Here is a 13,789-nt window from a genome sequence, read left to right on the forward strand (position 1 = left end):
CACTACCTCTACAAACTTTTCTGAATATTATATTTTTGTTATAATTAAATTATCAACAATAAAGGAGCGATTACAATGACAACCTTATTAAGCAAAGCCAAAACCATATTAACGACTGACGAAATAATATTGTTTTACGTAGCATGTTCACTAGACATATTTATTTATCGCTCCGTCGCAAGGCCAGGGCTGTTAATTTTAACGAACAAACGGCTCTTCTTTTATGGACCAGATGTAAGTCAGAATCCATTATTTGAGGAGTACTCTTTCGAAAAAATTTCTGACCTAAAAGAACAAAAGCGCCTTTTCAGCAATCAAATTATCTTTATGTATGATCATGAATGGAAAAAAATAAAACATATTCAAACAAATGATGTAAGCTCTCTCGTTCAACAAATACACGAGCAACTCTCAAAATAATGAAAGCCCTCTACCTTTGTAGGTAGAGGGCTTTCTTATTACACATTTTCTTTTTTCCAAAGAGGTCTTACATGAACGATCACTGTACGAATGACTGCTAAAATCGGAACTGATATGAGTAATCCTACAATTCCTGCCACTTCTCCTCCAACTAGTAATGCCAGCATAATAATAACAGGATGCATACGAAGCGACTTACCAACGATGTAAGGGGATAAAATGTTACTTTCCAAAAATTGCAAAATAGCAATCGTAATTCCCGCCTTAATAAGTAAACTCGTTGATACCGTTGCCGCAATCATTAATGTCGGGATTGCTCCTAAAATCGGACCGAAGTACGGGATTATATCCGTTACCCCAATAATAATGCCGAGTAATAATGGATATTTCATACCGATAAACCAAAAAGAAAGAACAGATACGCCCCCTAATACTAAGCAAACAAATAACTGTCCTCGAATATAACTTCCGAGTGACTTATCAATTTCTTTCGCTAGCATTTGTCCAGTACTCCGCCACTTACTCGGGACTAGTTTCCAAAAGATATGATAAAACTCACCGTAATCTTTTAATATGTAAAATACAATGAACGGTATTAAGAAAATAATGAGTAACGAATCGAGTACACCACGAGCTGTGCTCATCACTTTATTCAAAAGTGATTGTATCTTCGTTTCTACTCCACCAAAAATTTGTTTCACCTTTTCATGAATAAATGACGGGAAGTTCGCTGTTTGTTCCGTAACGCCATCCATCCAAGAATCATACATTTTTGTAAACTGCGGGAACTGTTCATTGATTTCTTGTAATTGCTTAATTACAACTGGCGTTCCTTTATAAATTCCATAACCAATTCCACCAAAGAAAAGGATGTAAATGAGCAAAATAGCGAGTGTGCGTGGCATCCCTTCCTTATGAATTTTTTCAATTAAAGGATGCAATAAATACGCAATAAAACACGCAATAAGAAACGGTGTAATGGCCACTTTAAATACAAAAATAATCGGTGCCCATAGCGGCTTAATTTTTAAAAAGACGAGCAAGCAAAGAAATACGAGTAACAATAACCCTAAACGATATATCCAAATAATTTTAAGATTCTTCACACGAAAAACCTCCTCCACCTTTATTTTGAAAATAAATAGGGTAGGTTATGTGCAAAAGTTTTAAAATCTTTTTATCCAGACCATACTGTTTTGTAAAGACGTACATATAAATAACATAACAAGGACAACCACCCCTGAGAATGCAGCATGAAACAATATAATCAGGAGGGTTCATGATGGTTTTATTTATGCTCGTATTATCAGCACTTTTTATGATTCTTGAATGGGTTTGTATCGGGTTTGGTATTTGGAAAGGTTTCTTTATTCGTTCCTCACGAAAAGAAAGAGCGAAGCAATTATTTCATTACGGAATGCTTGGCGTTGGATGTTACGGCCTATCTTATCTCTTCTCTGAAATTGGACTTTTATATTTGCATACAAGTGCATAAAAAAACTCCCTTATGATGAAGGGAGTTTTTTGCGCTTATAGATAAGATTTAATCATCTTACGTGCTTTTTTCATATTGCGTTTTGAAAATACATCTTGCTTGCGAGCATATTGGTATGCTGCCGCTCCAACACCTAATGCGATTAATGAATTGCGTAGATTCAAAGTAAATCCCCCTTTTCGTTATCCGATCGTTCTTTCGTTCTCATCAAATAAATCATCAAGTGAGCTTAATGAACCATCTTCTTCTACTTGATGCGTATGGATTTTCCCCTTTGAAACCGATAATTCGATATAACAATTCCAGCAATAAAATTGGTTGACACCTATTTTTCCAATGTCTTTCCCTTTGCAATTTGGACAAATGAACATATGGCTTTCATCTCCTTACAGTCTCCCAGATTCTATTCGCCATTATGTCCAAACCGCATTCATTTATACATTGCTGGAGCCTTTCAACGTTATACGTTTGAAAGTTTCACTATATAATTTCACCTTGTTACATGAAATCATACGGTGAAATGTTTTCCACGTCCATTTCTTCACCATTAACTGTTACCATCTGTACTTCTCCTTGTGATTCTTGCAAGCGACTCGCTAAAGTCGTTTGACGCATTGCATCATCAAGGCGATTTACACCAGACTGGAATGCGGCTTCCTCCCCGCAAATAATAAGGAACTTCTTACTTCTTGTAATACCAGTATAAATTAAATTACGACGTAACATACGATTGTAACTTTTTACTATCGGCATGATTACGATCGGGAACTCACTACCTTGCGACTTATGAATCGAACAGCAATAGGCATGTGTAATTTGATTTAAGTCTGGCTTTGTATACGTTACTTCAATTCCATCAAATGAAACGATAATCATATCTTGTTGCTCAACGTTTTCTTTCGCATAAAACACCGAAACAATTTCTCCGATATCACCATTAAACACTTGGCTCTCTGGCTGATTAACGAGCTGCAATACTTTATCGCCTCTTCGGTATACAACATCACCGTAAGCAATTTCTTTACTCTTTTCCCTTTTCGGATTAAACACTTCTTGCAACGCTTCGTTTAGTACATTAATACCAGCAGGCCCGCGGTACATCGGCGCCAATACTTGTACATCCCTTGCGCTAAACCCTTTTGTCTTAGCATTGTCACAAACCTTCTTAACAACCTCAACAATTTGAGCTCCTGTACAGCCAATAAATGAACGATCTTTTTGATTTTGCGCTAAATCTGGCGGGAGCGTTCCATTTTTTATCGCATGGGCAAGTTGAATAACAGATGAGCCTTCCGCTTGACGATAAATTTCAGTAAGCTTTACTGTCGGAACTGCACCTGCATTCAATAAGTCTTTCAACACTTGTCCAGGGCCTACAGATGGTAATTGATCTTCATCGCCTACAACGATAACTTGAATATTAGTCGGCAATGACTTAAACAGCTGATTTGCAAGCCAAATATCAACCATTGAAAATTCATCAATAATGAGTAATTTCCCTTGTACCGGATCCGTTTCATTACGCTGGAAAGACCCTTCTGGCGTCCAGCCAAGTAAACGGTGAATTGTACAAGCTGGAAGCCCTGTTGATTCACTCATTCGCTTCGCTGCTCTTCCTGTTGGAGCCGTTAATAATATCGGAAATGGATTATCATCACTGTATTCATTCGGATTTAACGATAGTCCGTGAAGTGATGCATACATTTCAACAATTCCTTTAATAACTGTTGTCTTCCCTGTTCCCGGTCCACCTGTCAATAACATCATCGGTTTATGAAGTGCCGTTTGAATTGCTTCTTGCTGAAATGGTGCATACTGCACATTCAGTTGTTCTTCAATTTGACCTAACGTCTTTAACACTTCTGCTTCAGGAAATGAAGGTGTTTCCTCTTGATTCATGAGCCTGCGGATAGACTTTACAACACCTTTTTCAGAGTAGAATAACGAAGCTAAATACACTCGTTCTTCTTCTATGATAACTTTCCCTTCACTTTGCATCATTTCAACGCAACCTACAATATCTTCTTCTGTCACTCTTCCTTCTTGATTATTTAAAAGTGACATCGTTTCTCTTACGAGTTGATCTTTCCCCATATAAACGTGACCAAGTTGTAATGATACATTTTCTAACGTATAAAAACATCCCGCACGTACACGATCATCATGATTACCCGATATCCCTAACGCACGTCCTATATCATCCGCTCTTCCAAATCCAATCCCATCCACTTCTTCAATAAGCTGATATGGATTCTTACGGATTACTTCTAATGTCATCTCTTTATATTGTTGGTAAATCTTAATAGAAAGCTTCGTTCCAAAACCGTAGCCATTTAAAAAGCTCATTACTTTCTCTAGCCCTTGATGTTCAACAATCGTCTCATATATTTCCTGAGCTTTTTGTTTGTTGACAACACCATTTAGCGCATCAGGATCATCCATAATTTTAGAAATGGCATGTTCCCCGAGATGGTCCACAATTTTTTCAGCTGTACGCTTTCCTATCCCTTTAAATAAATCACTCGCTAAATATTGCACCATACCAGCTTTTGTTTGCGGTAATTCTTTCTTAAACGTTTCAACCAAATATTGTTTCCCATACTTCGGATGGTCTTTAAAATGCCCTGTCAATGTAAACACTTCATCTTCATGCATGCGGGGAAAATGACCGTTTATCATCACTTTTTTTTCGTCGTACGTTTCATTCGTTTCAATGACTTTCATACTGACAACGGAATAGAGGTTTTCTTCGTTGTGGAAAATGGTATGAAGAACTTGCGCTTTTATAAACTTTTTCTCTTCCTCAAACAAATCCATTGCATGTTGATTTCCCATTCTTCCTCTCCTTTCCGGTTTCATTTCACTTTAATGAGCAGTACATCCCCCACCTTTTTAGATGAGGGATAACTACCCATTAAACTATATTTTCATCTTATTCAGCTTCTTGCTCTAATAAACGAACACCATTACCAGCTAAAAAGTGATCTGGTTGAATTTCAGTTGCTTTCTTAAATAAAGCAAGAGCCTTCTCGTTATTTTCTTCAAATACGTACGCAACACCTAAATTATAATACGCATCTGCATGCTCTTCATCCATTTCTAATACCTTTTCAAAATAAGGTTTCGCCTCTTGAATATGTTCTAAACGTGCAAAGCAAAGTCCACACTGGAACATAGCTTCTACATCGTTTTCATCTAATTCTGTTGCTCTTTGTAAAAATGGTAGCGCAAGACGATCATTTCCAAGTTGCACATGTGTAATACCTAGCATAAATGTTACATCAGCTGATTGTAATCCAGCTTGCATCGCTTGTTCAAATACAGCTTTAGCCTCTGCAAATTGCTCTTGACCGTAATATACGTTTCCTAATCCATAATAAGCAGCAGCAGATTTATCATCTAACTCTAATGCACGTTTATAAAATAAAATTGCTCTTTCACTATCACCTAGTACATCTAATAAGTTCGCAAAATTAATGTATCCAAGCGCATCTTTCGGATTTTCTTCGATTGCTTCTGTGAAATTTTTAGCAGCTTCTTCCCAGTTTCCTTCTTGCATATATTGAATACCTGTTTCAAGTTTGTTTGACATGTCCTTCACCTCTACAACAAATTATAACAAAGAATGTATTTTCCAAGCGAACGAAAATTCGCTTTATGTAAAAGAAACCTCTAACCGCGAATCGGCAGAGGCTTCTCGTTTTATCCTAAATAATCCAATTTCTTACCGCTACGGTACACTTCATCAATTGTAGCACCGCCTAAGCACTCATCTCCATCATAGAAAACAACTGCTTGTCCTGGTGTAATTGCACGAATTGGCTCGTCACAAAGAATGCGAACTGTATTTTCATCAACGATTTGAACCGTTACTTTATTGTCTTCTTGACGATAACGGAATTTCGCTGTGCATTTAAATTCTTTTTCTTTCGCTTCATTACTTACCCAGCCAATATTCGTAGCAATAACTTCATCACCATATAGAAGTTCGTTATGGAATCCTTGATCAACATATAAAATGTTTTCTTTTAAGTTTTTCCCAACAGCAAACCACGGATCACCGTTACCACCAATACCAAGGCCATGACGTTGTCCAATTGTATAATACATTAAACCGTCATGTTTCCCTTTCACTTCACCAGATAATGTTTGCATCACACCTGGTTGTGCTGGTAAATAATTACTTAAGAAATCTTTAAAGTTACGCTCACCAATGAAGCAAATACCAGTACTATCTTTCTTCGCCGCTGTCGCTAAACCAGCTTCTTTCGCCATTTCACGAATTTGTGGTTTCTTCAGTTCACCGAGCGGGAACATTGTTTTTGATAATTGCTCTTGGCTTAATTGATTTAAGAAATACGTTTGGTCTTTATTGTCATCAACGCCGCGAAGCATTTTATATTCGCCGTCCATATAAGCAACGCGTGCATAATGGCCTGTCGCTACATAATCCGCACCAAGCGCAATTGCATGCTCTAAAAATGCTTTAAATTTAATTTCTTTATTACACATTACATCTGGGTTTGGTGTACGACCAGCTCGGTACTCATCTAAGAAGTACGTAAACACTTTATCCCAGTATTGTTTTTCAAAGTTTACTGCATAATATGGAATGCCAATTTGGTTACACACTTCAATTACATCATTGTAATCTTCTGTTGCTGTGCAGACACCATTCTCATCTGTATCATCCCAGTTTTTCATAAAAATTCCGATTACATCATAACCTTGCTCTTTTAATAAAAGAGCTGCTACAGATGAATCGACGCCACCGGACATCCCGATGACAACGCGTGTTTCTTGAGGTAGTTTGTTCATCATGTCACCTCCTATGCTAATTTTGTGTTAATCGCTTCACGATTTTCACTGTTTCGTACGCCGCTTTCTCAATTTGCTCTTTCGTATTTCCAAGTCCGAAACTAAAGCGTACGGATGAACGTATTTGATCGGAGTCTTTTCCGAACATCGCTACTAATACATGTGATGGATCAATCGAACCAGCTGTACAAGCAGAACCACTTGATACCGCAATGCCAGCTAAGTCTAAGTTCACAAGAAACGGTTCAATGTTCATTCCTGTAAAACTAATATTAAGCACATGCGGTAAGCGATATTCTAAGTTTCCGTTTACCTCGAAAGTAATGTCTTCATTTTTGAAGACAGATACCATTATATCTTTAAACTCTTCATATTGGGCATTTTTTTGCTCACGAGTTTTTACAGCTAGCAAAATTGCTTGCTGTAAACCAACGATACTCGGTACATTTTCAGTACCAGCACGGCGTTTTCTTTCTTGCTCCCCGCCTATTAATAACGGTTCAAATTTCACATTTGCACCAGCGAATAGGAACCCTACACCTTTTGGCCCGTTAATTTTATGAGCTGAAATCGATAATAAATCAATGCCAAACTCTTTCACATCTATTTCTACTAATCCGTAAGCTTGTACCGCATCTGTATGGAAATAAGCTTGATGCTCTTTTAACAGCTTACCTATTTCCACAATTGATTGCATCGTTCCAACTTCATTATTCCCAAACATAACGGATACGAGAATTGTCTCTTCTGTTAATGCCTTTTGTATGTCAGAAACTTGAACGCGTCCTGTTTCATCAACAGGTAAATATGTGACTTCAAACCCTTCACGCTCTAACAATTCACACGTATGCAAAATTGCGTGATGTTCAATTTGCGTCGTTATAATATGGTTACCTTTATGACGATTCGCACGTGCTACACCGATAAGTGCTAAATTATCAGCTTCTGTACCACCACTCGTAAATATAATTTCATTCGGATTCGCATGAATGCTACGTGCACACACACGTCTCGCCTCATCTACTGCATGGCGCGTTTGACGTCCATAAAAGTGAATACTAGACGGGTTCCCGAATGTTTCTGTCATATATGGAATCATCTTTTCGACCACTTCTGGGTGAGTCGGAGATGTCGCAGCATGATCTAAGTAAATGCGTTCCATTAAATCTCCTTCTTTCCAAATCGTTTCACAAGGAATTAAATGTAAAACATATAGCCCCCGTGATTTTCTTCCTCATAACGTACTAAATCTTCTAATGTTGTACTATCTAACACTTCTTGCACCGCATCACGAACACGCATCCATAATTGGCGTTGTGCTGGTTCTTCTTCTTCTATCATTTCTACAACACTAATTGGCCCCTCTAGTACACGGATTACATCCCCAGCTGTAATGTTAGCTGGCTGATCTGACAATACATATCCGCCATATGCCCCGCGCGTACTCTTTACTAGACGAGCGTTACGAAGTGGTGAAATTAATTGCTCTAAGTAATGTTCCGATAAGTCATGTGCCTGCGCAATTGATTTTAAGGAAATCGGACCTTCACCAAACTTTTTTGCAAGATCGATCATAATTGTTAAGCCGTAGCGGCCTTTCGTTGAAATCTTCATCTATTTTGCACCTCTTTTCAAATTTTCACTTCTATTGGTTATATCTTATTTATAAAAGAACACAATTTAAAATCCTATGAAATTATAGCATAATATAGTATTATAAGAAATTTCAACTTGTGTATCAAAATGATAACATAAAATCACATTGAAAAACTCGGAAATTATTACAATTGAAAGAAAAATGAAAATATTAATATTCATTTTTCCCACAAAACGGCATCCTATTTCAAATTCCACTAAAAAAAATGATACGATAGAAAGAGATTATACATTAAGGGAGACGGTAAAAATGAAACAACCACTCGCACATCGAATGCGCCCTACAAATATTCAAGAAATTATCGGACAACAACATTTAGTTGGTGAAGGAAAAATTTTATGGCGAATGGTCCAAGCAAATCATTTTCAATCTATGATTTTATACGGTCCTCCAGGCACTGGAAAAACATCCATTGCGAGCGCAATTGCAGGAAGTACCGGAACCCCTTTTCGCCTATTAAACGCTGTTACTCATAATAAAAAAGATATGGAAGTTGTCGTACAAGAGGCAAAGATGCATCGACACCTCGTTTTAATTTTAGATGAAGTACACCGTCTAGATAAAGCAAAACAGGATTTTCTATTACCTCATTTAGAAAGCGGACTCCTTACCTTAATTGGTGCAACGACGAGTAATCCGTTCCATGCTATTAATTCTGCTATTCGAAGTCGTTGTCAAATCTTCGAATTACACGCATTGACAGAAGATGATCTTTTAATTGGCTTAAAACGAGCACTTGAAGATAAAGAAAAAGGTCTTGGGGAATATGATGTAACCGTTACACCTGAAGCATTACATCACTTTGCAAATGCATCAGGCGGAGATATGCGTTCCGCTTATAATGCACTTGAACTAGCTGTTTTATCTAGCTTTACAACAGATGACAAAGCTGCGGAAATTACGCTAGAAATCGCAGAAGAATGCTTACAAAAAAAGAGCTTCGTTCACGACAAAGGTGGAGATGCTCATTATGACGTATTATCGGCATTTCAAAAATCGGTACGCGGAAGTGATGTAAATGCAGCACTTCATTATTTAGCACGCCTTATTGAAGCTGGTGATTTACAAAGCATTGGTAGACGGCTTCTTATTATGGCATATGAAGATATCGGACTTGCTAGCCCACAAGCCGGACCACGTACACTAGCAGCCATAGAATCAGCCGAACGAGTTGGGTTCCCAGAGGCACGTATACCACTTGCAAATGCTGTTATCGAGCTTTGTCTATCACCAAAATCAAACTCAGCTTATAAAGCACTTGATGCTGCACTACACGATTTACGTAACGGTCAAACAGGCGACATCCCAAGTCATTTAAAAGATAGTCATTACAAAGGCGCAGAATCACTTGGCAGAGGCATTGGATACTTATATCCACACGACAATCCAAATGGCTGGGTACAACAACAATACTTACCTGATAAAATTAAAAACAAACAATATTATAAACCGAAAACGACAGGGAAATTTGAGCAAGCACTTTCTACTGTATATGAAAGATTACAAAGTTCGAATAAAACGAAAAATAAAGGGTAACATAAGCGAAAACGTCACCATTATGGAGGCTTCGCTTATGAAAACACGTCAAGATGCATGGACAAAAGAAGACGATCTCCTTTTAGCAGAAACTGTTTTACGACATATTCGCAGCGGCAGTACACAAATAAAAGCATTCGATGAAGTCGGCGATACATTGAACCGCACTTCAGCAGCTTGCGGCTTTAGATGGAATGCTGAAGTACGACCGAATTACGAAGATGCGGTGCAACTTGCAAAAAAACAACGTAAAGAATTAAAACGCTCTGAAGCTAAAATAGAAAAAGAGCATTTCACGCAAACGAAACAACTCGTAATCGACGCCGAGTTTTCAGAAGATATTACGCCAAATAAACAAGAACTTACAATGCAAAGTGTCATTTCATTTTTGCAAAACTTAGAGCATACCAACCCTTCACTCGCAAAGTTACAAACTGAAAATGAAGTATTACAGGCTCAGCTCACATCCCTGCAAAAAATGAATCATGAACTCGAAGCAAAATTAGCGGTACTCTCAAAAAAACAACAAGCAATCGAAGAAGATTATGCAATGCTTGTTAGAATTATGGACCGTGCTCGAAAACTCGTTTCAGTTGAAGAACAAGAAGAACAGATTGCTCCCATTTTCAAGACAGATCAAAATGGAAATTTAGATATTATATATTCTGCAGAGAATTAGAAAAAGGATGTCACTTCTTTGACTAAGTGACATCCTTGTTTTTCTTCGTTAAAGAGTATATTGGTACACGAAATTACATCGATTTACCGACAAAAATTGACGAAATATGCCTGCCTGTCATACAAGAAAACTCCCGATATTAATTGGATATTTTTTACTAAAATGTTATTATAAACATATATCTTTTAAGGGAGATGGTTACTATTTCATTAATAGTCTTCAAAATAACACTCGGTGTTCTCGTCCTAACTTTAGCTCTTTTCACCATTAACAGCTTAAAAAAGACGTCCGCCTATACATCAGATAAATATGATCATTACTTACTAGCTTTACTTACATTTGAACTAGTAGTAATGCAAATATCCATATTTCTTTAATACATGTAAAAAAGCATATATCCGAAATGGATATATGCTTTTACTTTATTCTTGCCCTACACGTTTCACTTCTACGTTTTTAATGCGTTCACGTACAACGTGACTTGCCATAATTAAGCCTGCCACAGATGGTACGAATGCATTTGATGAAGGTGGTAATTTCGCTTTACGAATTTTTGCATTTTCGTCTGGTACGATTTCTTTACGTACTTCTTCACGAATTACGATTGGGTTTTCGTCAGAGAAGACAACTTTTACACCTTTTTTAATACCCTCTTTACGAAGCTTCGTACGAATTACTTTCGCAATTGGATCTGTATGTGTTTTAGAGATGTCCGCAATACGGAAACGAGTTGGGTCCATTTTATTTGCCGCACCCATACATGAGATAATTTTAATTTTACGACGTAAACATTGTTTAATTAAATGAATTTTGAACGTAATCGTATCAGATGCATCTACTACGAAATCCAAGCCATGTTTGAAAAACTCTTCATATGTTTCATCAGTATAAAACATTTCTAGTCCAATTACTTCACACTCTGGATTAATATCTGCGATACGCTCTTTCATTAATTCTACTTTTGAACGTCCTACAGTAGATACTAACGCGTGAATTTGACGGTTTACATTTGTAATATCTACAACGTCTTTATCAACTAATACAAGACGCCCAACGCCAGAACGCGCTAACGCCTCTGCCGAAAATGACCCTACGCCGCCAATTCCTAAAATACCGACTGTACTATTTTTTAATATTTCAAGTCCTTCTTTACCGAAGGCTAATTCATTACGTGAAAATTGATGTAACATTCAGCTCTACACTCCTATTACAAAAATGGTCTACCATGTATTCTAGCGTTTTTCCGACTATTTGTATAGAAAAAGTTATAGAATTCCTAAAAATACATATTTCGAGAAGGAAAGCATAGTGTAAACCGCGCTTTTACCTCTTCTCTCAATTATCCATTAAAAAAGTCTAGATGGTATTAGTATAACCATCTAGACCTTATTTTTACTTCTCTTACTTCTCTTCTTTCACGCTCAATTTTAAGCTTAACTCTTCAAGCTGTGCTTCTGCAACTGGGCTTGGAGCTTCTGTTAATAAGCAGCTTGCGCTTGCTGTTTTCGGGAATGCAATTGTATCACGAAGGTTCGTACGGCCTGCAAGTAACATAACAAGACGGTCTAAACCTAATGCGATACCGCCGTGTGGTGGCGTACCGTATTCGAATGCTTCTAATAAGAATCCGAATTGCTCTTGTGCTTCTTCTTGTGAGAATCCAAGTGCTTTGAACATTTTTTCTTGTACGTCACGCTCGTAAATACGAAGTGATCCACCACCAAGCTCATAACCGTTTAATACAAGGTCATATGCTTGTGCACGTGCTTTTTCTGGTGCTGTTTCTAATAGCTCAACGTCTTCACGGAACGGCATTGTGAATGGGTGGTGAGCTGCGAAGTAACGATCTGCATCTTCATCGTACTCAAGAAGTGGCCAATCAGTTACCCATAGGAAGTTAAATTTACTTTCGTCAATTAACTCAAGCTCTTTACCTAGACGTAAACGAAGTGCACCTAAGCTATCTGCAACAACGCTTTTCTTATCTGCTACGAATAGTAATAAATCGCCAGCAGTAGCTTCTAATGTAGCCATTAACGCGTTTGCTTCTTCTTCACCGAAGAATTTCGCAATCGGTCCTTTTAAGCCGTCTTCTTCAACTTTAAGCCAAGCTAGACCTTTTGCACCGTATACTTTTACGAATTCAGTTAATGCATCAATATCTTTACGAGAGTATTTGCTCGCAGCACCTTTTGCATTAATTGCTTTTACTTGTCCGCCGCTTTCTACAGCACTTGTAAATACTTTAAATCCACAACCTGCTGCAAATTCAGATAGGTCTGTTAGTTCCATTTCAAAGCGTGTATCTGGCTTATCGGAACCGTAACGAGCCATTGCATCAGCGTATTTCATACGAGGGAATGGTGCACTCACTTCTACACCTTTTGCATCCTTCATAACTTTCGTCATCATGCGCTCCATCATATCTAAAATTTCATCTTGTGTTAAGAATGAAGCTTCGATATCGATTTGCGTGAATTCTGGTTGACGGTCTGCACGTAAATCTTCGTCACGGAAACAACGTGCTACTTGATAGTAACGCTCAAATCCGCCGACCATAAGAAGCTGTTTAAATAACTGTGGAGACTGTGGTAATGCATAGAATTCACCATCATGTACACGACTTGGTACTAAATAGTCACGAGCTCCTTCTGGTGTGCTCTTCGTTAAAATTGGTGTTTCCACTTCTAAGAAATCTTCTGTGTCTAAGAAGTTACGAATTGTTTTCGTTACGTCGTGACGCATTTTGAATGTGTTAAACATTACAGGACGACGTAAGTCTAAATAACGATATTTTAAACGCACATCTTCTGATGCATCTGTATCATCAGCAATAATGATTGGCGTTGTTTTCGCTGCATTTAATACGTTTACTTTCGTTGCTTGTACTTCAATACGACCAGTTGCCATATTGTCATTAATTGCGCCTTCACCACGCTCAACAACTGTACCTTCTACGTGTAATACGTACTCGCTACGAATTGTTTCTGCTACTTCTAGCGCTTCTTTTGATGTTTCTGGGTTAAATACAACTTGTACGATACCTGTACGGTCACGTAAGTCGATAAAGATTAATCCACCTAAATCACGGCGTTTTTGTACCCAACCTTTTAATTGAACTGTTTGTCCAACTGCTTCTACTGTTACTTTTCCACATGCATGTGTTCTTTCAGCCACTGTAAGT

Annotated in this window: 14 protein-coding genes; 4 read left to right on the plus strand and 10 right to left on the minus strand. The window is 37.7% G+C overall.

The window, feature by feature from the left end; translation table 11 throughout:
* Positions 1-75: 75 nt before the first annotated feature.
* Entirely contained in the window at positions 76-420 is a 345-nt protein-coding gene (locus MR115_RS06495) for a PH domain-containing protein (protein ID WP_242240515.1), read from the plus strand.
* 38 nt (positions 421-458) lie between these two features.
* Here the strand turns inward: MR115_RS06495 and MR115_RS06500 are convergent, their stop codons facing one another.
* On the minus strand, positions 459-1,526 hold the full coding sequence (locus MR115_RS06500; RefSeq protein WP_088028218.1) for an AI-2E family transporter: 1,068 nt from the start codon (positions 1,524-1,526) through the stop codon (positions 459-461).
* A gap of 176 nt (positions 1,527-1,702) precedes the next feature.
* Here MR115_RS06500 and MR115_RS06505 point away from each other — a divergent pair, with 176 nt between their 5' ends.
* Positions 1,703-1,915 (plus strand): hypothetical protein, encoded by a 213-nt coding sequence (locus tag MR115_RS06505; protein WP_000242555.1) that lies wholly within the window; start codon positions 1,703-1,705, stop codon positions 1,913-1,915.
* 35 nt (positions 1,916-1,950) lie between these two features.
* On the opposite strand, the gene MR115_RS06510 is transcribed toward MR115_RS06505, so the two are convergent.
* The 7 genes from MR115_RS06510 to cymR form a co-directional block, all read right to left on the minus strand.
* On the minus strand, positions 1,951-2,079 hold the full coding sequence (locus MR115_RS06510) for a YrzQ family protein (protein ID WP_001053553.1): 129 nt from the start codon (positions 2,077-2,079) through the stop codon (positions 1,951-1,953).
* 18 nt (positions 2,080-2,097) lie between these two features.
* A complete protein-coding gene (locus tag MR115_RS06515) occupies positions 2,098-2,286 on the minus strand; it encodes a hypothetical protein (protein ID WP_000469281.1) in 189 nt (62 codons plus the stop codon).
* A gap of 127 nt (positions 2,287-2,413) precedes the next feature.
* On the minus strand, positions 2,414-4,750 hold the full coding sequence (recD2, locus tag MR115_RS06520) for an SF1B family DNA helicase RecD2 (RefSeq protein ID WP_061677206.1): 2,337 nt from the start codon (positions 4,748-4,750) through the stop codon (positions 2,414-2,416).
* A gap of 97 nt (positions 4,751-4,847) precedes the next feature.
* Positions 4,848-5,507 (minus strand): tetratricopeptide repeat protein, encoded by a 660-nt coding sequence (locus MR115_RS06525; protein ID WP_073516586.1) that lies wholly within the window; start codon positions 5,505-5,507, stop codon positions 4,848-4,850.
* 110 nt (positions 5,508-5,617) lie between these two features.
* A complete protein-coding gene (gene mnmA / locus MR115_RS06530; protein WP_048531354.1) occupies positions 5,618-6,733 on the minus strand; it encodes a tRNA 2-thiouridine(34) synthase MnmA in 1,116 nt (371 codons plus the stop codon).
* A 16-nt stretch (positions 6,734-6,749) separates the two neighbouring features.
* Positions 6,750-7,895 (minus strand): cysteine desulfurase family protein, encoded by a 1,146-nt coding sequence (locus MR115_RS06535; protein ID WP_242240516.1) that lies wholly within the window; start codon positions 7,893-7,895, stop codon positions 6,750-6,752.
* A gap of 35 nt (positions 7,896-7,930) precedes the next feature.
* Complete coding sequence (cymR, locus tag MR115_RS06540; protein WP_000704116.1) at positions 7,931-8,347, minus strand: cysteine metabolism transcriptional regulator CymR; 417 nt, start codon at positions 8,345-8,347, stop codon at positions 7,931-7,933.
* 292 nt (positions 8,348-8,639) lie between these two features.
* On the opposite strand from cymR, the gene MR115_RS06545 reads away from it, so the two are divergent.
* Positions 8,640-9,926 (plus strand): replication-associated recombination protein A, encoded by a 1,287-nt coding sequence (locus tag MR115_RS06545; protein WP_000812939.1) that lies wholly within the window; start codon positions 8,640-8,642, stop codon positions 9,924-9,926.
* Between the two features lie 37 nt (positions 9,927-9,963).
* Positions 9,964-10,605, plus strand: coding sequence for an RsfA family transcriptional regulator (locus tag MR115_RS06550; RefSeq protein WP_073516589.1), 642 nt, complete (start codon positions 9,964-9,966; stop codon positions 10,603-10,605).
* A gap of 422 nt (positions 10,606-11,027) precedes the next feature.
* On the opposite strand, the gene MR115_RS06555 is transcribed toward MR115_RS06550, so the two are convergent.
* Together MR115_RS06555 and aspS are read right to left on the minus strand one after the other, a co-directional pair.
* Positions 11,028-11,795, minus strand: a complete 768-nt coding sequence (locus MR115_RS06555; RefSeq protein WP_000903182.1) for a tRNA threonylcarbamoyladenosine dehydratase — start codon at positions 11,793-11,795, stop codon at positions 11,028-11,030.
* Positions 11,796-12,006: 211 nt separating this feature from the next.
* Positions 12,007-13,782: an aspartate--tRNA ligase gene (gene aspS, locus MR115_RS06560; protein ID WP_242240519.1), complete on the minus strand. Its 1,776-nt coding sequence runs from the start codon at positions 13,780-13,782 to the stop codon at positions 12,007-12,009.
* Positions 13,783-13,789 lie beyond the last annotated feature (7 nt).

This window comes from Bacillus cereus group sp. BfR-BA-01309 (genome assembly GCF_022664315.1).
Lineage (GTDB): Bacteria > Bacillota > Bacilli > Bacillales > Bacillaceae_G > Bacillus_A > Bacillus_A mobilis.

Bases quoted from the DNA above. Each gene is read 5' to 3' on its own strand.
- MR115_RS06545 (WP_000812939.1), top strand. From the start codon at position 8,640: ATGAAACAACCACTCGCACATCGAATGCGCCCTACAAATATTCAAGAA.
- recD2 (WP_061677206.1), bottom strand. From the start codon at position 4,750: ATGGGAAATCAACATGCAATGGATTTGTTTGAGGAAGAGAAAAAGTTT.
- MR115_RS06495 (WP_242240515.1), top strand. From the start codon at position 76: ATGACAACCTTATTAAGCAAAGCCAAAACCATATTAACGACTGACGAA.
- MR115_RS06555 (WP_000903182.1), bottom strand. From the start codon at position 11,795: ATGTTACATCAATTTTCACGTAATGAATTAGCCTTCGGTAAAGAAGGA.
- MR115_RS06535 (WP_242240516.1), bottom strand. From the start codon at position 7,895: ATGGAACGCATTTACTTAGATCATGCTGCGACATCTCCGACTCACCCA.
- MR115_RS06515 (WP_000469281.1), bottom strand. From the start codon at position 2,286: ATGTTCATTTGTCCAAATTGCAAAGGGAAAGACATTGGAAAAATAGGT.
- MR115_RS06525 (WP_073516586.1), bottom strand. From the start codon at position 5,507: ATGTCAAACAAACTTGAAACAGGTATTCAATATATGCAAGAAGGAAAC.
- cymR (WP_000704116.1), bottom strand. From the start codon at position 8,347: ATGAAGATTTCAACGAAAGGCCGCTACGGCTTAACAATTATGATCGAT.
- MR115_RS06550 (WP_073516589.1), top strand. From the start codon at position 9,964: ATGAAAACACGTCAAGATGCATGGACAAAAGAAGACGATCTCCTTTTA.
- MR115_RS06505 (WP_000242555.1), top strand. From the start codon at position 1,703: ATGGTTTTATTTATGCTCGTATTATCAGCACTTTTTATGATTCTTGAA.
- mnmA (WP_048531354.1), bottom strand. From the start codon at position 6,733: ATGAACAAACTACCTCAAGAAACACGCGTTGTCATCGGGATGTCCGGT.